Below are 21,897 nucleotides of genomic sequence, written 5' to 3' on the forward strand. Positions count from 1 at the left end.
CTAAAAATGATAACTAGAACTGGCCAACCATCCTATGCTGGCTTACTGTGGCTCTAGCTTAGTCTTTTGCTTCTTACGGACACCCTGCCCTTCGATATGTTGTTTGACAAGTTCTACAACTTCATCATTGGTTGGTAAGTCCGAGTGCTGAGCATCTTCGCCCGTAACAGTGATTTCAGTATAGCTTTTTGCTTGATTCTGATAGATGTACTTCCCAGCTGAAACACTGGCATCAGGAACCAACTCGTCCGAGTCATAGGTGATAGTCCCTGCTACCGAATAGACATGTAAGGTTGATGGGATATTTTTCTTGGCAGCTATGAAATCCGCCAGCATGACCGATTTATTTTTGATATTAGTTTCAGTGAAATTATAAGGTGTCCCGATGGTCATCAGCGAATTAATCTTGACGTCATAGTCATCCAGATAATTTTCAATAAAGGCCGTATAAATCAAACCACCATTTGAATGTGCTAGACCTTTGAAATTATTAAAATTATATTTATTTTGCAGGGCTTCAAAGGCTTGATTCATCATTTTGGCTTGTTTTTTGATATTGCTGTAGCCGTCGTTGTTATTTTCAAATCCAATAACAATAATAGGTTCATTGTCATTTTTTTTGATTTTTCCTTCAAAGGTAATACGCCCATTGTTCCAAACCTTAACCTTGAGGAGGCTATGCTTAGCCCCACGACGGTCTTGATTTAGCTTACGTACCAGACCATCAAAACGATTTTCCGTAGCGGAACTCCCCGGAATCATGATAATAGGAGACAATTTCGAGTTGTAGAAAGTCTCAATTTCCTTGACATTTTTTTTGGTCCAGCTATAAGAAGGCACCGCTAAGCTGATGAGAAAGACAGCAACCAAAACAAAGACCAACTTCATTTTTTTATTGAGCTTCATTAGTTTCTCCTTCCTCTTTTAAAACGTGTTGTACCTTATTAGAAAGTCTTACGAAAGGAATAAAGATAGCGACATCAACCGCAAAACAAAACAGACTAACAGCCAAGGCACGAAGGCTACCACCAGTACCAATGAAAGCATAGAGCAGGCTAGGGGTACCATCTGGTACAGGATAAACTGCCGCCGGCATAAGACGAAGCACCAAAGCAATTGCTGCTATTCCCATGTTGACCATTGGAGCTAAAAGAAAGGGAACAAGATAAACCAGATTAAGCAAAACTGGTACACCTACCATCAAGGGAGCGCCATTATTAAAGAGACTAGGAAAAACGCTGAGAAGACTGACTTTCTTGTCCTTATAACTGGTTGAGGTTAAAAGAAGGGCTACCAAGAGAGCCAAGACTGAGCCAACGCCAGCAACCAAACCATAACTGTGATAAAGATTTGTCAGAGTAAAAAGATGGGGAAGCCCTGTTGTCGTATGATGGGAAACCGCATAAGTCAGATTCTCCAAAGCAAAGCTATCTTCAGCTATAGAATTGAGAGCGAAGGCTTGACTATTCCCAATCCAAGCAGAAAAAGTACTCAAAAATCCCATCATAAAGGTTGAGAAAAGATGATTACCAGTGACGGTAATGGTCGATGTAAACTGTCTAATAGACTGAAAGATATTTTCCCGTTCACCAATAACCAATAGAATATTAAGCCCAATTGCCAAAATTAAAGACAAAAAAATGGGACGAACCGTCTTAGGCTGATAAATATAGTCCTTATCTACAATTTGGTCATCACTGGCTCTTGAAAATCGGAAGATCTGACCAACCAGATAGCCCACGAAGATAGCCAGCATAATATTAATCGAAGCCGGTAAATTGATACGCGTCAAATCGCCATCGTTAAGTGGAGACATTAGTAACTCTTGCGATCCTATAATCAAACTGACCAAAAGAGAAGTCACACCAGCCGTACCAGTACTTCTACCATAGTGGCCAGCTGTGTATTTTCCAGCGAAATAAGTCGATAAGGGACCTGCTAATCCACCGAGAAAACTAGAAAGATTAATAAGCACTTGACCTGAAGTTTTAAAGGCCGGCAGCCAATCAGAAACTGAAAAAAGTTGGTTAATATAACCCATCTCCGAAAAAACAGATAGTGAAATCACCCGAATAATCCCTGAAAATAGGAAAAAGGGAAAAAGCGAAACCAAAGTTTTCTGCGTAATTTGAACAAAACCACGCTCACGAAACCAGAGAAAACTTCGGATCAAATAGTTTGTCATAAAAGACTCCTAAAAGAGGCCACACTCGGCCCTGTATTAAACATTCACTATCATTATAGCACAAAGGAAAAGGACTTACCTTAATCATGGGTTAAAGCAAACACTCTCAGAATTTAGTCACCACATACAAAAACCATAAGCCTCCACTTTCGAGACTTACGGTCAATTATTTATTAAGCAAAAGTCGTCACATCAGAAGCATTCAAACGAACAGACTCGAAACCTTCTTCATTGGACTTACCAAGGGCAATGAGTAAGATTGGTACATGACGATCAGCGTCAAGTCCGAAGGCTTTGGCGAGACCTTCTTTTTTATAGCCACCAATGGCATTAGTATCGTAACCATAAGAACGAGCGACCAACATCAATTGCATGGCAGCCAGACTAGCATCAATGTGGACAATTTCATTCATCATTTCACGAGGAGCATTTTCATACATTGGGACAATACTTGACAGTTGTTTTTCTTTGACCTCCTCAGGCATTTTTCCTTGCGCAACGGCCTTTCCATAGATTTCTTCAGCTCTTTCTTGGCTCTTCAAATCTGCAAAAATGAGAACCATGGCTGATGACGTCTCATTTTGTAAGCCATTGTAGCTGACAAAGGGTTCCAATTTTTCCTTGCCTTCCTCACTATCCACGACGACAAAACGCCAAGGCTGCATGTTCACTGATGATGGGGCCGTCACAGTTTTATCTAAGATTTCCAACAATTCTTCTCGTGGAATCTTGACAGAAGTATCAAAGTTACGAATGGAACGACGGTTATATACAATATCTGAAAAATCATTACTTACTACAGGCATCTTAATTCTCCTTTATCTAAGGTTAAAAAAAGTTAATATAACCAAGATTATAACACAAGTCTATTTTTATCAAAAATAATTGCTACAAAAGTCCTTAAAGATTGGTCTCCTTGAGTCCCAGACGTTTCACTTCAGATGAATAGTAAACCATAATCGTAATCAAGCTAATCGTGATTAGCCAGATGGACTTAATATAAATGAAGTGCATTAGAAGAGCTGATACAACAGCACCAACCACAAAACTACCTACGACAAAGCCATAATTGACCGCCTGGCGACGATATTCTTTCTGATCCTCGCTCCCCTGAATAACATAGTAAAGTGCCGTCAGCATCCTTCGATAATTGCCTGAAGTCATAAAAATCACAAAGGGGTGATTCTCAATCTGACTGCCAGTAAAAGTCTTCATCATGATACCTGCAGAAAAAGCGATAATCGGGAGCTCAATCAAGGCATTTGAAGGTAGAAAAGGCAGGATAGCTGTCATCACACAAAGTGGAAGAAGACCATAAACACGCCAGTAGGCATTCTTACGATGATCTTTAAACCACATTCCAAAAAGAAAACCTAAGGAAAAGAAAAGAATGGAAAAGCATCGCAACATGTTATAGTACATGCTACTACTACGCCAGTCAGCAACTAACAGGAGAATATTCCCTGTCTGAGTGGCAACCAAACTATGGTAATACATATGACAAAAGACATCCAAAGCTCCTCCTGAAAAACTGAGCAAATTGGCCATCATACGTGTATTCTGAGGCAAAAGATTTCGAGACTCCATTACGTAACTCCCATCTATAAATAGAAAAATGATAGTTTTATTATAGCAAATCTAAAAAAACACGCTAAAAAGCAACCCTCACGAGTTGCTTGCAATCCTATTAAAAATTAACGGAACCTAGGATATTCTATGTGTTGATACTAATAGATATCACGTCTATGACCGACTTCGAGGGCAAGTATGATTAGTTCATTGTCCTGAATATTGACAATAACACGATAGGCACCAATATGATAGAGCCATTGTCCAGTGCGATTGGCAACCAAGGCCTTACCCTTGGCTCTTGGATTCTCTGTCACGCGATTGAGATAAGCCTTAATTTGTTTTCTGACAAAGGGATCCAACTTTTTAAAACTTTTGGCAAATTTAGGGGTGGGTACTATCTTATAGGTCATCCCAATTTAGCACCTCCCCACCGTTTTCTAGATAGGCTTCATATTCTGCCAAAGCCAAATCGGCGACTCTAGCATCGTATTCATCCTCAATGGCTTCTAAAGTTTTGGTACGAATTAATTCTGACAAGGATACCCCTTCAAATTTCGCAATTGCCTGCATGAACTTCTTATCTGCTTCTGAAACTTTCAATGTAATTGTTGTCATATCCTTAACCTCGTACTCTTTTGTAACAACATTGTATTACCACTCCTCCATTTTGTCAATTTCGATGATAGATTCACACTTTTATTCGTAAAACAGAAGAAAAAAGCAACCCTCACGAGTTGCTTGCAATCCTATTAAAAATCTACTGAATCGGGGTCATCCTGAGTTTTGATGCCTTGAATCTTATCCAAGACTGCCATATCTTCCTCTGACAAATCAAAGTCAAAGATATCCAAGTTGGCTTCAATATTTTTTGGTGTCAATGACTTAGGTAGTGGCAAGAAACCTTTTTGAAGGCTCCAACGTAAGGCAACTTGAGCAACAGATTTTCCGTTACGTTCAGCCACTGCTTCAACATCTTCATTCCCAAAAATGCTGCCAGTACCTAGTGGGCTATAGGCTTCAAGAAGAATATCACGCTCTTGGCAATAGGCAACCAACTCTGCTTGAGCACAACCTGGAGCCAAGAGAATTTGGTTAACCTGTGGAACAATCTCAGCCGTTTCAAGGAGGGCTTCAAGGTGATGTTGCATAAAGTTAGAGACACCAATGGCACGAACCTTACCGTCTTTGTAGGCTTCTTCCATAGCCTTCCAAGCCCCTGCATTACCAGCCTTCCATTCATCATTCTCACGAAGAGCCTTTGGATTTGGCCAGTGGATGAGCAACAGATCCAAATAATCCACACCTAGTCTTTCGAGTGACTCGTCGATAGAGGCTTTAGCCAAGTCATAATCGTGCTTATCATTCCAAAGTTTGGTTGTTAGGAAAATATCCTCACGTGCCAAATCACTATCAGCAATCGCCTTACCTACAGAAACCTCGTTACCGTAGATTTGTGCTGTATCAATATGTGTGTAACCCGCCTTAAGTGCGAAACTAACGCTGTTATAAGCTTCTTCCCCTTCTGGAATCTGCCAAGTCCCAAAACCAATTTTAGGAATCGTAACGCCATTTGAAAGTGTATAAGTTTCCATCCTGTTCTCCTTTTCTTTTTTTAATAGTACTATCTTAAAAAAGATAAGTCAAAAATGCAAAGATTTGCTACGGCTTGTTTGATGAATAGTTCCTTACTTCTTTTTCCGCTTCTTTTTAAAGACAACACCATTTTCTTTAAGGAGTTGCATGCTCACCTTTCCAACTCCTCTAATCGCTGCTACTTCCTCTTCCGTTTTCTTTTTAAAATCTTTAAATTCTATTAAGCCATGTTGACGAAGTATACGCTCCACACTTATTGAAAGACCTTGGAGGGCTTTACTCGGTTCTATACTTTTTTCCAATTCTCTAATTAATTTGTGCAATTCTGGATTTTTCTTTTTCGCAACATGTCTTTGTGGACGTTTTGCACGATATTTTTCGATTAACCAAGTAAAATAATATTCTGACTGGGACAGATCAACGACTTGATTAAAAACCATCAAAAGACTTTGCATACTATTGGCTTCAAATAAGATAGGGTTGACTTTAAGCGTTTCGGCAACTAGACGCTCTTCATCACCTTGTTCAATCATTTTTAAATAATTTTCGAACTCTGGATTTTTTGCATAGAGAAGATCAAAATAGAAATCTGCATCCTCAATATGTCCTGTCATTAGAGAGACGGTCATCATAGGTACTATCATCAAATCTTCTTCGTGATATTCCATTTGCTCACATTCGAAAAAGCTTTTTGCCTTATCAAACTCCTCCAGATTACAATAGGTAGCCATCAATTCGTAACGGACTCCCATGTGATCTTGAACATCTATCTCTAGAATCTCTTCAAATTCCTTAATAGCAAACCGGTTCATACTGTTGCTTAAATAAAATTTAGCAAGATTATACTTCAAAGACAAATAAGGACGCTCGTCAAGATTAGCCCAGCCCATTTTTGGACCTTGCTCCCACTTGGACCTTTGCTCTTTTTCTAAGGCAATTAGGCCTTTTAGATGTTCAAGTGGACTTTGAAAAGTTAAGAGCATCTGCTTAGCATCAAGATTTTCAGGATCTAGTTTTAAAGCTTCTGTCAAAAATTCCTGACTTCTTGAAGGATCGTCCTCATAATAATGATAAGCCTCTTCAATGAGTTTCCAGGCTCTCTCCTGCTTCGAATCAGGGGAAGTGATCTCATCAAAAAGCCCTTGGTTGTATTGTCTTGCAAAATCTTCAAGAGCCATGTCCACACTGAGATACTCTGTAATATGTTCTTCTAAGAATGCTTCTGCTTTTTTTGTGAAGTCTTCAAAAGATGATGTCATCAATCTTCTCCAATCTATATTTATTTCTCTAACTACTATTGTACACGTTTTCATAGAACATTACTATATTCTAAGTGAAATCAACAACCTCTTAAATTGTTATTGACAAAAATAGTCGCCAATCACAATACTGATAATAATCCATAGAGTCTTATTTTTGGACATCTAAACTCAAAGTTGTATACTTATATTAGATAGAGTGCCATTGGACGATTAACGTCAAGGCATAATCTTCAAGTTTCATTTAAAGCTACAAAAAATCATTAACGTCTTGGGAGTGGTTTAGTCCCTTTTCTTTATCAATAACTTTAACTCACTTTTTCATAATTTTACTAGACCACTCCCATTTTTAAGGGAATTGAAAACTGAGTTATATTTTAAGAGGAAACAGAGGTCTGTTTCCTTTTTTCTTACTTCAAACCATGACAAAAGGAAACCCTTTCGAGTTTCCTTTATCAAATATATCGTTGGAGGCAAATTCCAATAATACTTTAGTTGAGTGGTTCAATCATGAAGCTCAATTGATAGCTATCTGCTGAGCTAAGCAAGAATTCGTCATGAACTGGAGCACCCCATGAGTCATCACCACCGACACCCATCTGAGCAGCAAGAACTTTAATCCAAGTAGCATCAGACTGTTGCAATTCATATTGATGACGAGCATTTTCAATTTGTTCAGTACTGTTACGCAAAGCACTGAATTCGAATGCCTTATTAAGTGCGGTGAATTTAAGACCATTATGGTTATCATCAGATACTGTAAATTCACGAGTACCATAGTGATTACCAGATTCTTGTGGCATTAGATATGGAGCAAATGTCTTTTCAACAGAAGTTTCATATCGACCAAGATAGGCACCAGGAAGTTTATCAAGGTAACTTTCTTCTGCACCGTATCCATAATATCTAAGGTTTGTAAATTGTGAACCAATAGCAAATTCTAGACCAAATTCAGGGAAGTTTGGCAAACCTGCTTTACCATCATAGTTTGCAGTAACAAAGATTCTACCCTTGTAGTCAACTTGGTAAGTTACCTTAACTTCGACATCAGACAAGCCTGGCAATTCATGAACATAAGTCACTTTAACAGAGTCATCTTCGATTTGAATTTGAGTATCTGTAACCTTACTATAGCTTCCAGCAACTTTCCATCCTACCATTTCGAATGGATATCCAGCACCACGATCGTTGTCAGTGTAAGCACGAGTAAAGTTAAGTTTAGGACCTTTCTCAATGAATTCAACACCGTTATACTTAGCAGACACTAGCGTATTTTGTGCACGTGAAAGCAAGATAGAGAAGTTTTGTCCTTGAATTCCGATGTTGAAGTCGCCTTCAACAACATTCAAAGGTGCTTTAACTGGTGTTTCAGTGCTAATCTTTTCAGCAACATATTGACCACGAACAATTTCATGACCTTTTGGAGCCCATTCAGTTGCTTCATTCTGAACACAAGCAACTTCGTAAATTCGTTCAACATTTGAAGCTCCAACAGCGAATTCTACTGGGAATGTTGCTTCTTCACCTGGTTTAACATCAAAGTGATATTCACTTTCGCTAACTTTTCTACCATCTTCGTAAACTCTGGCTAGGAAAGTATAAGCAGAAAGATCTTCAAAGACATTATCATTCTTGATAGTTACTGATTTTTCATCAACAGCAATCTTAATATTAGAGTAAAGATGTTTAACTGTTTGAAGTTTTGGAGTTAGGGTACGATCTGCGAAGACAATACCATTTCCACAAAATTCGTAGTCAGAAGGTCTATCATGCCAATCACCACCATATGATAGGAATTCGCTACCATTTGGAAGTGGTTTGTAAATAGCTTGGTCAATGAAGTCCCAAATAAATCCACCTTGGTATTCTGGATATTTCTCTAAGTCGGTGTAGAGTTTCAATCCACCACCAGAGTTACCCATTGTGTGCATGTATTCACATGAAATATAAGGTTTTTGAGGATTGTTAGTGAGGTATTCTTCAATATCAGCTGGTTTCGCATACATACGACTTTCGATGTCTGTAATGTAATCAAATTCACGACACCATGTAACACCTTCATAGTGAACTGGACGAGTATTGTCAACACTACGGAAGTAATCAGCCATGTCAGCAATATCTTTACCAGCATATGATTCATTACCACAAGACCAAATGATAACACTAGCATGGTTCTTATCACGTTGGAACATGTTATTGGCACGATCCAAACAAGCAGGCAACCATTCTGGTTCACTAGCTGGGATATTCCATGAAGGTTCGCTTAGACCAAGTTTTTGCCATGTACCGTGTGTTTCAAGGTTGGCTTCATCAATAACATAAAGTCCATATTCATCACACAATTCATACCAACGTGTTTGGTTAGGATAGTGAGATGTACGAACAGCATTGATGTTATGTTGTTTCATCACTTTGATATCCCAAAGCATATCTTCTTCAGTGATACAACGTCCTGTTCTAGCGTTAAATTCGTGTCTGTTAACCCCTTTAAAGACAATTCTCTTACCATTCAAAAGCAGGAGTTTATCTTTAATTTCGAAGTGTCTAAATCCAACTTTAACTGGAACGACTTCAACAACTTGGTCATCATCCAAAACATGAAGGGTCAAATTGTAAAGTTTAGGACTTTCAGCACTCCAAGGTTTAATTTTCAGATTTTCAAGACTTACAGATAGGTCACCGTCACCATTAACAGATGCATCACCTTCTGTAACGATGCCTTCATAATCTGAAAGAACATATTTAATCTTCTTATCTTCATAATCACCAACAGTCTTCAAATCAATATCCAATTGACCTGCTTTTGTTTGGTAATCATAATCTCCCTTAACAAAGAGATCTTGAACGTGAACTTTTGGAATAGCATACAAGTAAACATCTCTGAAAATACCGTAAAGTCTCCAGAAGTCTTGGTCTTCCAACCAGCTTGCTGTAGAGTAACGATAAACAGCTACCGCCAACTTGTTATCACCTTCAACAAGGTAATCACTAATTTCAAATTCACTAGGTGTAAATGAATCTTCACTGTATCCTACGAAGTTACCATTGACCCATACAAAGATGGAAGTGGCAACCCCTTGAAATGAGATAAACACTTTTTTATCTTTTAATGCATCATTCAAGGTAAAATGTTTTACGTATGATGCAACAGCATTTGATTCTTGAGGGACTTGAGGTGGACGAAGGAATTCTTTACCATCCCAAGGATATTGGGTATTCACATATTGTGGAGAACCAAAACCTTGAAGCTCTAAATGACCTGGTACATTGATGAAATTCAAATCAGTTTCATCAAACTCTGTTTTATAAAAGTCTTTTAAAACCTGATTTGTATTCTGAGCATAGTGAATTTTCCATTTTCCATTAAGAGATTGTCTTAACTTCATCTCCCCTTCAGAAAATTCTGCAAGAGATTCAAAATACTTATGATCTGAGTGAGCGTCAACAGTATTAACGCTAACAATCTTTGGATCGTTTAAGTAAGTTTGAATTTTTTCAGTTGTGTTCATAGATTACTCTCCTTTTTTGAAAGTAATAACTTCAGACAAAGCTTCTACCTTTTCTCCAACTTCTTTTTCAAGATGGAAAGCACTGAATTTTTCAGAATTAGTTACAGTGACAAGTACTGTGTCATCAAGACCATTTTTCTCGATAATTGGTGGCCAGAACTCAAGGAGTTTGTCTCCAACTTCAACATGTTGACCTTGTTCTACGTAACTAATGAATCCTTCACCTTTAAGTTTAACTGTTCCGATACCAACGTGGATAAGAACAACGACACCATCTTCACTTTCAATACCAACTGCATGACGAGTAGGAAGAACTTGACGAATGGTACCACTAATTGGTGCAAAGACTGCTCCATCAGTAGGTTTAATGGCAAAACCTTTACCCATGTTACCTGAAGAGAAATGTTCATCATTAACACTTGAGAGGTCAACCAAATTACCAGTTGTAGGGTTTACAAGAGATACGACGTTAGCTTTAACTTCATTTTCAGAAGTTGCTGCGCTAAAGCGATGTTCCAATTCTTCGACGATTTCAGCGTGACGTGCTTCAGTCAAAGTGATTTTACGAGCAATAATGAAGGTAGCGATGAGCATAGCTGCTGCTGGGAAAGCAAACATGCTAAGTTTAAAGACCATTTGTTGATGACTTGTAATATCAGCTGCTTTAGCACCAGTTGTCATACCTGCGGCTACGGCAATCAAAGATACAAGCCAGTTTGACATTGCTCCACCAAGTTTATCAACAAGTGGACGAACTGACAAAGTAAGAGATTCATCACGGTGTCCTAATTTCCATTGACCATATTCTACTGAGTCAGAGATAATCATAAGGATAACAAGGAACACAAGTGGTTGTGGAATGAAGAAGAGTTCAGCTGCAGTCAAAATCATTGGAAGTGATGTACCTGCAATACTAAAGATTCCGATACCACCGAGCATTACTGCAATACATCCGTAGAACAAACGTTTACGGTTAAATTTACTAGCAAGGCTAGGGAAGAGTGAAACTGAAACCAAACCAACAATAGTGTTTAATCCGTAAAGGATTGAATATTTACCTGAATCACCAAGGATGAATGTGAAATAGTAAAGTTGAAGGGCATTAAGTGAGTTAATACCAAGACCGTAGAACCAATATCCGAGAGACAACCACATCAATTGGTCGTTTTTACCAAGAACCTTAAAGACTTGTTTAAGGCCAGTTTTTTCTTTATTATCACGAAGTTTAGATTCAACTTCACGAGTACCAATACCAACAGCGATTGATGTGATCACACCAATAAGAGCAACGATGAAGGCAAACCAGAACCAACCAGTTTTATCTCCTGAACCACCAGTTTTAGTCATTGAGAAGAACAAAACAATTGGCATGATGGCAACACCGACAATGTTAGCACCGATTGTAGAACCGATACGGGCAAAAGTTGCCATTTTTTCACGTTCGTGACTGTCAAGAGACAAGGCAGGAATCATAGACCAGAAACCGATATCTTTAATTGAGTAGAAGACATCCATTACAAGGTAGATAATTCCGAAAAGTACAAGGTACAAGAAAGGATTTGTTTTATTCAAACCACCTAAATCGGTGAAGAGAAGCAACAAGGCGATAGAACTGATGATACCACCACCAACTACCCATGGTTTGAATTTACCATACTTAGTATGAGTGTTATCAATCATGTTACCAATCAATGGATCGATAAATACTTCCAAGATACGCAAAATAGCGATGATGTTAGTAATTAATAGTACGTAGTGACTATTTTGCTTTGGATCACCTGTGTTAAACAAGTGAGTTGTCACAAACATGATAAAGTATGTTGACAACGTTGCATAGAAGACGTCGTTACCAAAAGCACCAGCTGTATAGGATAGACGAGACTTCATCTGACCTTTAGATTTTCCCATTATGAAAACCTCCTGTTATTATTTTGAATACGCTTACATTATACAAGTATTAGCTTAAATTGTCAATAGATTTAGTGATTTTTTACTAAACTTTTACTAATACGTGATTACTTTGATGAATTAAAGTATTGGAAGCCAATTTCATAGTTTACACTATGACCCTTCTCTAAGATAATATCTCCAAAACCTTTGTGATTAACGGCATCTGGAAGGGTTTGAGCTTCCATAGCAATAGCTTCACGCCCTTTTGCTATCTTACCTTTATCTCTTGCAAAGTAAATATTATCTTCGATATCATCCATCGTAAAAATGACTAAACCATTTCTGTTTGAGAAAATTTCGATACCATCTCCACTCTCTTTATCATGGAGAACAGCTACTTCTTTCACATGGTCACAAGTTTCGCCACCTACTACAAAAGCATCATCGAAACCTTGATTTGCTTCAATTCGAGGGAGCAAGTCAGTTGTCTTTCTGAAGTCATAATGTGTTCCATCTACATTAATTTTTTGTCCTGTAGGGATTAACTCAGAATCCAATTCCAAATGGTAGTCTGAATAGATTTTTAACTCATGAGTTGACAAATCTTGCTTGTCACTAAGATTAAAGTAGACATGATTGGTCGGATTAAAGACTGTAGTTTCTGTAACATCAAAGGCATCAAAGAAGATTGATAAGCGATTGCTGTTGTTAAGTCTGTAGGTAATAGAAACTGACATGTCACCAGGGAACCCATCGACACTTGAGTAAAGTCTTCTAACAAACTTTGTCTCAACATATTCCTCTGTCAAGTTTGTGACATAATTCCAATTTTGGAACTGCATCCCTTCCGGACCACTGTGTAGGCAATTTTCTCCTTCATTCTTAGGAAGGCTATAAAGAACCATCTCATGAGTATACGAAGCTTTTCCGATTCTTCCAGCAACCCTTCCGACAGATTGGCAGGCACATAAACCATTCTTGTAATAATCTTCATAAGCATCAAAACCAAGAACAATATTTTTTAAACCGCCCGTTTCAGTTGGAACTAAAAACTCCTGTAATGTTGCTCCTAACGTTAGCGTTGAGATGATAACACCCTTATCATTCTCCATCGTAATTTTGCTGACATCACCTGAGTCAACTTTTCCAATAATTTCACGACCTATTTTCATACTATTTCCTCAAAAAACAAAGAGTACAACAATTTTATATACTCTCTGACTCTTTGTTTATTATTATTTTTTTAATTACCCTCGATCATCGTAACCTTTTGGATGGCTAGAATGCCATGCCCAAGCACTTGCGATGATTTTTTCGATGTTATCAAATTGTGGTTTCCATCCAAGAACTGTACGTGCTTTTTCAGATGAAGCAATTAATGTATCAGGGTCACCAGGACGACGATCAGCTTTTTCAGCTGGAATTTCTTTACCAGTTACCTTACGAGCTGCTTCAAGAATTTGAAGGTTTGAGAAACCTGTTGATGAACCTAAGTTAAAGGCTGTAGATTCATTTCCTTTACGAAGATATTCAACAGCAAGGAGGTGAGCATCAGCCAAGTCAAATGGGTGAACATAGTCACGAACATTTGTACCATCAGGAGTGTTGTAGTCATCACCAAAAATCATGATTTTTTCACGAACACCTTGAGCTACTTGAAGGATAATTGGAAGAAGGTGAGTTTCTGGACCATGGTCTTCACCGATAGATCCATCAGGTTTTGCACCAGCAACGTTGAAGTAACGAAGTGGCACATATTTAATACCATAAGCTTTATCAGACCACTTCATGATAGTTTCCATCATCAACTTACTTTCACCATATGGGTTGATAGGATTTTGTGGTGTTGTTTCAAGAATTGGAATTTCTTCTGGGATACCATAAGTTGCTGCTGTTGATGAGAAGACAATGTATTTAACACCGCATTCGTTCATAACTTCGAGCAATTTAACCATTCCAGCTGTATTGTTATCAAAATATTTGAGTGGTTTTTCCATTGATTCACCAACCAATGAATAGGCTGCAAAGTGAATAACAGCGTCAACATCAGGGTTTTCTTTGAAGACCTTTCTCATAAAATCTTGATCAGAGAGATCGCCTTGATAGAAAATAGCATCTGGATGTACGGCAGCACGGTGACCTGTTACCAAACTATCTACTACCACTACTTTTTCTTGACCTTTTTCAACTAAGCGATCAACCATGTGAGAACCAATATAACCAGCTCCACCTAATACTAAAATTGCCATTTCTTATCTCCTTTCTTCAGAAAAAACAATTAATCAGCTAAATTTACAAAATTTACAAAATCTTTAAAGTTATTCAAGCCTTCATTATCAGATTTATAAACACCAGCATCTTCCAACACACGAGCGAAAATATCAGCAACTGATTGGCGAACAACTTTCTTCGCATCATCAGCTGTCACATTTGGATTTTCAGCCTTAAGTTTATCTGCCCATTCTTGGTGAATTGGAGCTACTTGGTTGACTTGACCCAATAGATAATCTTCAACATCTTTAAGTTCTGTTTTCAAACGAGGAGGAAGAATGGCCAATCCCATAACTTCAATCAAACCAATGTTTTCTTTCTTAATATGTTGAACATCTTTATGTGGGTGGTAGATACCGTCTGGATGTTCTTCAGAAGTTTGATTGTCACGAAGAACCAAATCCAATTCAAATTTGCCGTCTTTTCTACGAGCAATTGGGGTAATGGTGTGGTGAGGTTGTCCATCAGACTCAGCCAAGACACCAGCTTTTTCGTCTGAATAACCACGCCAGCAATTTAAAATTTTGGTTGCAAGAGCAATAAGTCTTTCCTTATCTTCACTTCTTAAACGAAGAACTGACATAGGCCAATTAACGATACCAGCCTCAACATCAGAGTAACCATCAAAGCTAACTTTTTCTTTAATGCCTGCTACTTCCATTGGGAAGGTATGGCGACCACCTTGATAGTGTTCATGTGTAAGAATTGAACCACCTACAATTGGAAGATCGGCATTTGAACCTGCAAAGTAACCAGGAAATGCTTCAACAATTGATAAGAGACGACCAAACGTCAATGGACTGATGTGCATTGGTTCGTGCTTACCATAAAAGAAGATAGAATGTTCATTAAAGTAAGCATATGGTGAATATTGGAAGCCCCAGTCATTTCCTTCCATTTGGAAACGAATAACACGGTGATTACTACGTGCTGGGTGATTGATGCGGCCTAGATAACCTTCATTTTCCATACAAAGTTGGCATTTTGGATAATCAGAAGCTACCGCATTTTTAGCTGCAGCGATGGCTTTTGGATCTTTTTCAGGTTTTGAAAGGTTAATCGTAATTTCCAAGTCACCGTATTTAGTTGGTGCTTTATAAGCAATATTTTGTGCAATGGCTTTGACTTTCACATAATCATTGCGTTTACTTTGTGCATAAAAGTCAGCAATTGCTTGCTCTGGGTTAGATTTATAAGTATCCCAGAAGTTACGATTGACAAGGCTAGGGCTTGGTGTAATCAAGTCCATGAGTTGAGCACCGATGATATCTTGTTCTTCATTAAGTTCACCTACAGAACCAGCTTTAACACCTGCTTGAAGCAACTGGTCTTTAAGGTCAATCAATTCAGAGCTATCTGTTTCAACATCAGCAACTCCTTCTCCAACCAAAGCAAAAACTTTGTTTGTCAAATAGATACGGTCCAATTCCTCATAATCACTATTTTCAATAACCAGAGTTACAAAAGTGTTTACTAAATTTTCAGCCATAATCTCTACTTCTTTCTCATTAATCAAGTACTCGTGAACCGCCAGCTACTTCAGCAATATAGAAGCTTGGTGCATAACCAACGACTTCTTCATAACGTTGACCAACTGCTTTTTTGAAGTCTTCAACTTTGTCTTTGTTTACAAGTGCGATGGCACATCCACCAAATCCCGCTCCTGTCATACGAGCTCCAAGGACACCTTCTTGTTCCCATGCTGTGTGTGCCAAAGTATCAAGTTCAAGACCTGTAACTTCGTAATCATGTTCCAATGATACGTGAGAAGCATTCATAAGACGACCAAAGCCTTCCAAATCTCCTGCTTCAAGAGCTTTACGAGCTTGAAGTGTACGTTGATTTTCAAGAACTGCGTGACGGGCACGTTTGATACGGTTTTCGTCTTTAATCAAGTAGCTGTATGCGTCAAATGTCCAGAGGTCCAATTCACCAAGTGTTTGGATATCAAGTTTTTCTTGGAGTTCAGATACTGCTGTTTCACATTCAGCACGACGTTCATTGTATTTAGAATCTGCCAATTCACGACGTTTGTTAGTGTTCATGATAACAACAACATTGTCTTTAAGGTCAAGTGGTACCAAGTCATACTCTAAAGTATTTGTATCCAAGTAAATCGCACGTTGATCAGCTCCCATACCAATAGCGAATTGGTCCATGATACCAGAGTTAACGCCGATAAAGTCATTTTCAGTCTGCTTACCGATTTTAACCAAGTCAAGGCGTTCCAATTTAAGGTCATAAAGTTTTTCAGCAATAACACCAATCAACAATTCCAAAGATGATGATGATGACAAGCCTGATCCATTTGGAATGTTACCATAAATGTAAATATCCATACCTGAATCAATTGTATGACCAGCTTCTTGCAAGAAATGAAGAACACCTTTTGGATAGTTTGTCCAGTTGTGTTCTTTTTCAAAACGAAGATTTTCAAGTGGTACTTCGATGATGCCCTTATCTTCAAAGTTACCTGAGAAGAAACGCAAAACTTTGTCATCACGTTTACGGGCTGCTCCGTAAGTACCTAGAGTAATAGCTGCTGGGAACACATGCCCACCGTTGTAGTCAGTGTGTTCACCAATCAAGTTAATACGGCCTGGAGAAAAGAAAGTATGGTCTGCTTCTACACCAAAAACTTCTTTAAACTTTTCTCTTAACTGTGATGTCTTCATAGGATGTACCTCGCTTATTCTTTTTTACACTAATATTGTAACCCCTTTCACAAGGAAAATCAATGTTTTTACTGTTTTTTTAGTAAAAATAGGTAAAATTTTAGAATTTATGGTATACTTTGGTTGAAAGGAGAACAATATGGCTACATTAAAAGATATCGCAAAATTGGCTGATGTATCAATCGCAACTGTTTCACGTGTTCTCAACCAAGATGAAAGCCTCTCCGTTACTGAAGAAACCAGGCACCGTATTTTAACTGTGGCAGATGAAATCGGATATACCAAACATCAGAAAATCGGAAACTTGAAAAAAGAAAAACATCAAGTGGCAATTATCCAATGGGTAAGTGAGGAAGATGAGTTAGACGATCTCTACTACTACAACATTCGGCTTGGAATTGAAACAAGAGCCCATGAGCTAGACTACGAGATACTTCGTTATTTCAATGACATTCCTTTTAGTCTTGCTGAAGAAGTCATAGGTATACTTTGTATCGGAAAGTTTAGTCGTGAACAGATTACTGAATTGGAATCATTGGGTAAATCGCTAGTCTTTGTAGATAGTGATACCCTTCGTCAGGGACATCCTTGTGTGACAACTGACTTTGAAAATGCTGTTCAAACGGCACTAAGTTATCTCACTGAGCAAGGGTGTAAGAGCATCGGTCTTTTAACAGGGCAAGAAAAAACAACGGATTCAACTGAAATCGTTCCGGAGCCTCGTTTACGTTCTTATCGTAACTACTGTATTGAAAAGAGCATCTATGACCCTCTTTTGATTCTTTCGGGTAATTTTACAGTTCAATCTGGCTATGACCTTTTAGCCTCTAAAATAGCAAGTGGTACACCCCTACCAGATGCTTACTTTGCAGCTAGTGATAGTCTGGCTATCGGTGCTCTTAGAGCCCTTCAGGAAAATGGTATTAATGTCCCAGAAGATATCCAGATCATCTCCTTTAATGACACCAGTCTAGCCAAACAAGTTTATCCGCCACTTTCTAGTGTTACTGTTTATACCGAAGAAATGGGACGAACTGCCATGGATGTCCTCAATAAACAAGTCTTGGCTCCAAGAGAAATCCCGACACTTACTATGTTGGGCACTAAACTGACTCTGAGAGAAAGTACGAAATAATTTCTTACTATTAAGAATCTTCTAAAATTGAAAACGCAAAAAGAGACTGGAATTTCTTCCAGTCTCTTCTATTGTTCTCTCTTAGAAAACAGCTTAAATGTCAAATCTATAAAAATTCATACCACCCTGACAACAAGGCTAATTTATTAAAGAACCTTGTTAAAGTTTACAAACATTTTTGCACACCTTAGTTCAAATTAACATCCAGATAAACACCTATACCACTAAACACTTAATCTACTTTGACAAAATAAAATTGTTTACTGAGGAAGTCTCCCTGTGGAAGAACGACTGTGATTCCTGCATACATCAGTTCAGCACCAGAATAAACTTGGTCTGTTCCTTGTAACATGTAGTTGGCATCTTGATCGAGATTTTTTAGTTTGAGAGTCGTTTCAACCGTCTCAACTGTTGAAAGAACTCGGACATAGGTTGCTAAAACCTTGTTTTCGTAGTTAAATTGAACAGCTGCTTCATTGCTTCCAGCTTCAGGATTAATGAGTCGGTATTGCTGACCAAATTGAACCACTGGACGAATGTCCTTATAATGAGCGATTTGTCCAGCAATAATATCTTTTTCTTCCTGAGTCAAGCTCGTCAAATCCAATTCGTAGCCTAAATTCCCCATCATAGCTACATCTCCACGTGTTTCCAAAGGCGTTGTACGTTCCATTTGGTGATTAGGAACAGCTGATACGTGAGCCCCCATAGAAATGGTTGGGTAAAGATAGCTTGAACCATATTGAATTGGTAAACGTGCAATGGCATCAGTATTATCACTCGCCCAAACTTGTGGGAAGTAACGCATCATACCGAGGTCGTTTCGACCTCCTCCACCTGAACATGATTCAAAGAGAATATTCTCATGCTTGCTTGTCAGGAATTCTACCAAGTCATATAGTCCCAACATGTATTGATGACTCTGCATTTGGCTTTCAAGGTAGTTCGCTCCATTTCCGATGTTAGTCATGTTACGGTTATAATCCCATTTAACATAATCAATAGCATTATCTGTCAGAATCTTATCCAAGACATCTTTTAAGTAAGTTACCACATCTGGATTAGCCAAGTTAAGCACGAGTTGGTTACGTGAGTAAGTATGACCATAATTAGGCACTTGGATGGCCCAGTCTGGATGTGTACGATAAAGATCGCTGTCCACCGAAATCATTTCAGGCTCAAACCAAAGACCGAACTTAAGCCCCTTGGCATGAACTTTTTCAATCAAGTCTTGGAGTGGTCCACCAAGTTTTTCTTCATTGACGAACCAATCTCCTAGAGCACGGTTGTCGTCGAAACGATTTCCAAACCAACCATCATCCAAGACAAAGAGTTCAACACCTACTTGTTTAGCATCTTCGGCTAACTCAAGCAATTTTTCTTTTTCAAAATCAAAGTAGGTTGCCTCCCAGTTATTAAGAAGAATAGGACGCTCCTCATGGGCAAACTGCTTAGGAATGATGTAATCTGTAACAAAGGCCTGACTTTCTTGACTAACTCCAGTCAAACCTTGGTGGGAGTAAGTAATGAGGGCAACTGGTGTCTCAAAACTTTCATTTGAAGCAAGTTCCCAGGTAAAGTTCTCATCCTCAATTCCGATAGCTACACGGACTTCATTGATTTGACTCTTTTGGACAAATGTTTGGAAGTTACCGCTATACATGAGTTGGAAAGCCAAGGCCTCGCCTGCTCCTTCACTAGCTTCGTGATCACAAAGAATCAAAGCTGGTGTCTGAGCATGACCTGAAGCCCCACGGTTAGAGGCAACTTTAAAGATACCTTGCTCAACTCTTTGGCGACGAACCGTTTTCTCACGAGCGTAAGCGCCTTGGAGAGTGACCACATCATAGTCACGGGTAGGTACATCAGCCATAGCGCTGAGCGCTCGGTGGATAACCACCGCTTGATTAGAGTTATTGATGACTTCGCTATAAGTTACGATTGTGTTGTTGTCTTCAACCACTGTGTAGTAGAGTTTTAACTCCAAATCAGCAACTTTATCGACTAAGGTGAAAATCAGCGTTTCTGCTTTTTCCAAAGAATGGGGATATGGCAGTTTGCTTTCTAGTGAGATTCCTTTGACCACTTCTGCTTTTAAAAATTCAAAGCGTGTCACATCTGAGACTCCATGCTGGATTTTCAAAGACGGTTGACGAAAATCCCCCAAGCCATGTAGACCCAAAACCTGGCGTTGTGTATCATAACTATATGTTCTGACGTCTGGATTAAGCTGTCCTGAAAAAGCGTGATCTCTTTCATTTATAGCATTTGAGCCATGATAATTTGTAATCTTACGCCCAAGATGTCTCAGTAAAAGGTCTCCTTCCCTTTCTTCAATGATAAGTGACAATTCTTTACTGTTGATGTAATAATAGTTCTTGTTAATAGTAATACTCATGATATTCTCCTTTTTTACAAGCTTTATTATAGATGATGTATGCGCTTTCTAAAATGGAATTTTGTTGCAAATATATGGTAAAATGTTAGGTAAGGAGGTTGTGCTATGATTATTTTTTCAGAACTTGAAACAGGAACCTTAGATTTACGTCTTGATTTTTACGGCTATGAGGATTGTTTACCAGACCAGTTCTTTGGTCCTGCCATTCGGGAAAATTACGTTCTCCATTACATCACTGAAGGAAAAGGCTGTCTTGAATACAAGGACCAAAAAATCCCCCTTCAAAAGGGAGACATTTTTTTACTCATACCAGGTGAAGTTACCTACTATTTTGCGGATAATCAGACTCCTTGGTCCTACTATTGGCTGGGGATTAGTGGTATCAAAGCTCAGGAGTACTTTCACCTCTCACAAATCCATGAAACAGCCTATCTTAGGTCGTCCCCTCACACCGAAGCATTAGGTAACTTCATAGAGACTATTGTCAAAGATGCAGAAAGGCTCGACGAAAGTAATTCCTCGCAACTGCATGTTATCAGTCAACTCTATGAACTCATGCACCGATTAAATGACCTCTCACCTAACCTTGATCAAGAAACCATCTCGCCCAGTTGCAAACTCTATCGTGAAGCCAAACACCTCATCGATATAGGTTATAACTCACAAGATATTAGTATCCAAGAGATTGCCGATAAGCTAGGCGTTCATCGTTCCTATTTGTCCTCCATCTTCAAAGACTTCCACAAGATTTCTCCCAAAGAATACCTGCTCGAAGTACGCATGAATCGAGCTAATGAACTCTTGAAAACTACTGATCAACCTATAAAAATTATCGCCTATTCTGTAGGCTATCTGGACCCTTTGCATTTTTCAAAAGCCTTTCGGCAGTATTATGACTGCTCACCAAGTCAATATCGGACCTCTATACAATAACGATTAACTCAATATTTCTACATGAGTATTCTATAATGATAAACATATATAGATTTAAAATTGCAATAAATCCTATTCTTTTCAAAAGACCAGTCTGATATAAAATTAAATACTAATAGCCCCTTAAAACAAATCTAGTTCAAAACATGGCTTAAGGTATCAGCAATTACCAGTTGTCAGCAGAGGAAAGTAAAATTTTAGCACAACTCCTTTATAAGTTAGCTATGTAATGAGGCAATAAAAAACCGTTCGAAATCTCCAAAAAATATAGTCAAACTTATCTGAAACTTTTTAGAAAACAACTTCTTCTACATACAAGACAAGATTTTGAAACTCGGATCACCAACGTTGTTTAAAGATCTATACGCCTTTATCCAAAAAATAGGAAACTTAGATTCAAGATAATAGGCAAAATCACTTGTAACTTTTAACATTAGATGACTGAAAAACTTAGTACATCTCTATCAAAATAATCCA

The 21,897-nt window shown here is 38.4% G+C and carries 17 protein-coding genes; 2 read left to right on the top strand and 15 right to left on the bottom strand.

Annotated features, from left to right (window positions below; all coding sequences use genetic code 11):
• Positions 1-42 precede the first annotated feature (42 nt).
• The 14 genes from QRD39_RS01190 to QRD39_RS01255 all read right to left on the bottom strand — a co-directional run bounded on the left by QRD39_RS01190 (position 43) and on the right by QRD39_RS01255 (position 16,954).
• Positions 43-906 carry an alpha/beta hydrolase gene (locus QRD39_RS01190; protein ID WP_285955366.1) on the bottom strand — a complete coding sequence of 288 codons (864 nt, stop codon included), beginning with the start codon at positions 904-906 and terminating at the stop codon, positions 43-45.
• Positions 893-2,185, bottom strand: coding sequence for a PTS transporter subunit EIIC (locus tag QRD39_RS01195; RefSeq protein WP_285955367.1), 1,293 nt, complete (start codon positions 2,183-2,185; stop codon positions 893-895). Before QRD39_RS01195 ends, QRD39_RS01190 begins: the two co-directional genes overlap by 14 nt.
• Before the next feature lie 173 nt (positions 2,186-2,358).
• Positions 2,359-2,991, bottom strand: a complete 633-nt coding sequence (locus QRD39_RS01200) for a nitroreductase family protein (protein WP_002888037.1) — start codon at positions 2,989-2,991, stop codon at positions 2,359-2,361.
• A gap of 94 nt (positions 2,992-3,085) precedes the next feature.
• On the bottom strand, positions 3,086-3,772 hold the full coding sequence (locus QRD39_RS01205) for a YoaK family protein (protein ID WP_285955368.1): 687 nt from the start codon (positions 3,770-3,772) through the stop codon (positions 3,086-3,088).
• Positions 3,773-3,912: 140 nt separating this feature from the next.
• A complete protein-coding gene (locus QRD39_RS01210) occupies positions 3,913-4,167 on the bottom strand; it encodes a type II toxin-antitoxin system RelE family toxin (protein WP_285955369.1) in 255 nt (84 codons plus the stop codon).
• Positions 4,157-4,372, bottom strand: coding sequence for a type II toxin-antitoxin system RelB family antitoxin (relB, locus tag QRD39_RS01215; protein WP_143567091.1), 216 nt, complete (start codon positions 4,370-4,372; stop codon positions 4,157-4,159). The genes QRD39_RS01210 and relB overlap by 11 nt, the downstream gene beginning before the upstream one ends.
• A gap of 134 nt (positions 4,373-4,506) precedes the next feature.
• Entirely contained in the window at positions 4,507-5,349 is an 843-nt protein-coding gene (locus tag QRD39_RS01220; protein WP_285955370.1) for an aldo/keto reductase, read from the bottom strand.
• Positions 5,350-5,442: 93 nt separating this feature from the next.
• The gene (locus QRD39_RS01225) at positions 5,443-6,609 is read right to left on the bottom strand and encodes a hypothetical protein (RefSeq protein ID WP_285955371.1); all 1,167 of its coding nucleotides are present in this window, start codon (positions 6,607-6,609) and stop codon (positions 5,443-5,445) included.
• 491 nt (positions 6,610-7,100) lie between these two features.
• Complete coding sequence (lacZ, locus tag QRD39_RS01230; protein WP_285955372.1) at positions 7,101-10,118, bottom strand: beta-galactosidase, LacZ type; 3,018 nt, start codon at positions 10,116-10,118, stop codon at positions 7,101-7,103.
• 3 nt (positions 10,119-10,121) lie between these two features.
• Positions 10,122-12,026, bottom strand: coding sequence for a sugar MFS transporter (locus QRD39_RS01235; RefSeq protein ID WP_285955373.1), 1,905 nt, complete (start codon positions 12,024-12,026; stop codon positions 10,122-10,124).
• A gap of 107 nt (positions 12,027-12,133) precedes the next feature.
• A complete protein-coding gene (locus tag QRD39_RS01240) occupies positions 12,134-13,180 on the bottom strand; it encodes an aldose epimerase family protein (protein ID WP_143567087.1) in 1,047 nt (348 codons plus the stop codon).
• 75 nt (positions 13,181-13,255) lie between these two features.
• Positions 13,256-14,257, bottom strand: coding sequence for a UDP-glucose 4-epimerase GalE (galE, locus tag QRD39_RS01245; RefSeq protein ID WP_002888050.1), 1,002 nt, complete (start codon positions 14,255-14,257; stop codon positions 13,256-13,258).
• 29 nt (positions 14,258-14,286) lie between these two features.
• Entirely contained in the window at positions 14,287-15,768 is a 1,482-nt protein-coding gene (gene galT, locus QRD39_RS01250) for a UDP-glucose--hexose-1-phosphate uridylyltransferase (RefSeq protein ID WP_285955374.1), read from the bottom strand.
• Positions 15,769-15,787: 19 nt separating this feature from the next.
• Positions 15,788-16,954 (bottom strand): galactokinase, encoded by a 1,167-nt coding sequence (locus QRD39_RS01255; RefSeq protein WP_002888055.1) that lies wholly within the window; start codon positions 16,952-16,954, stop codon positions 15,788-15,790.
• A 139-nt stretch (positions 16,955-17,093) separates the two neighbouring features.
• On the opposite strand from QRD39_RS01255, the gene QRD39_RS01260 reads away from it, so the two are divergent.
• Positions 17,094-18,089 (top strand): LacI family DNA-binding transcriptional regulator, encoded by a 996-nt coding sequence (locus QRD39_RS01260; protein ID WP_008535019.1) that lies wholly within the window; start codon positions 17,094-17,096, stop codon positions 18,087-18,089.
• A gap of 232 nt (positions 18,090-18,321) precedes the next feature.
• Here QRD39_RS01260 and QRD39_RS01265 read toward each other — a convergent pair whose 3' ends face one another.
• A complete protein-coding gene (locus tag QRD39_RS01265; protein WP_285955375.1) occupies positions 18,322-20,487 on the bottom strand; it encodes an alpha-galactosidase in 2,166 nt (721 codons plus the stop codon).
• 105 nt (positions 20,488-20,592) lie between these two features.
• Here QRD39_RS01265 and QRD39_RS01270 point away from each other — a divergent pair, with 105 nt between their 5' ends.
• Entirely contained in the window at positions 20,593-21,420 is an 828-nt protein-coding gene (locus QRD39_RS01270; RefSeq protein ID WP_285955376.1) for an AraC family transcriptional regulator, read from the top strand.
• Positions 21,421-21,897: the final 477 nt, after the last annotated feature.

This window comes from Streptococcus raffinosi (assembly GCF_030284685.1).
Lineage (GTDB): Bacteria > Bacillota > Bacilli > Lactobacillales > Streptococcaceae > Streptococcus > Streptococcus raffinosi.

Excerpts from the sequence above, each read along its gene's own strand:
- QRD39_RS01200 (WP_002888037.1), bottom strand. The coding sequence starts at position 2,991 with ATGCCTGTAGTAAGTAATGATTTTTCAGATATTGTATATAACCGTCGT.
- QRD39_RS01235 (WP_285955373.1), bottom strand. The coding sequence starts at position 12,026 with ATGGGAAAATCTAAAGGTCAGATGAAGTCTCGTCTATCCTATACAGCT.
- QRD39_RS01255 (WP_002888055.1), bottom strand. The coding sequence starts at position 16,954 with ATGAAGACATCACAGTTAAGAGAAAAGTTTAAAGAAGTTTTTGGTGTA.
- QRD39_RS01205 (WP_285955368.1), bottom strand. The coding sequence starts at position 3,772 with ATGGAGTCTCGAAATCTTTTGCCTCAGAATACACGTATGATGGCCAAT.
- galT (WP_285955374.1), bottom strand. The coding sequence starts at position 15,768 with ATGGCTGAAAATTTAGTAAACACTTTTGTAACTCTGGTTATTGAAAAT.
- QRD39_RS01190 (WP_285955366.1), bottom strand. The coding sequence starts at position 906 with ATGAAGCTCAATAAAAAAATGAAGTTGGTCTTTGTTTTGGTTGCTGTC.
- QRD39_RS01240 (WP_143567087.1), bottom strand. The coding sequence starts at position 13,180 with ATGAAAATAGGTCGTGAAATTATTGGAAAAGTTGACTCAGGTGATGTC.
- lacZ (WP_285955372.1), bottom strand. The coding sequence starts at position 10,118 with ATGAACACAACTGAAAAAATTCAAACTTACTTAAACGATCCAAAGATT.
- QRD39_RS01265 (WP_285955375.1), bottom strand. The coding sequence starts at position 20,487 with ATGAGTATTACTATTAACAAGAACTATTATTACATCAACAGTAAAGAA.
- galE (WP_002888050.1), bottom strand. The coding sequence starts at position 14,257 with ATGGCAATTTTAGTATTAGGTGGAGCTGGTTATATTGGTTCTCACATG.
- relB (WP_143567091.1), bottom strand. The coding sequence starts at position 4,372 with ATGACAACAATTACATTGAAAGTTTCAGAAGCAGATAAGAAGTTCATG.
- QRD39_RS01225 (WP_285955371.1), bottom strand. The coding sequence starts at position 6,609 with ATGACATCATCTTTTGAAGACTTCACAAAAAAAGCAGAAGCATTCTTA.
- QRD39_RS01210 (WP_285955369.1), bottom strand. The coding sequence starts at position 4,167 with ATGACCTATAAGATAGTACCCACCCCTAAATTTGCCAAAAGTTTTAAA.
- QRD39_RS01260 (WP_008535019.1), top strand. The coding sequence starts at position 17,094 with ATGGCTACATTAAAAGATATCGCAAAATTGGCTGATGTATCAATCGCA.
- QRD39_RS01220 (WP_285955370.1), bottom strand. The coding sequence starts at position 5,349 with ATGGAAACTTATACACTTTCAAATGGCGTTACGATTCCTAAAATTGGT.
- QRD39_RS01270 (WP_285955376.1), top strand. The coding sequence starts at position 20,593 with ATGATTATTTTTTCAGAACTTGAAACAGGAACCTTAGATTTACGTCTT.
- QRD39_RS01195 (WP_285955367.1), bottom strand. The coding sequence starts at position 2,185 with ATGACAAACTATTTGATCCGAAGTTTTCTCTGGTTTCGTGAGCGTGGT.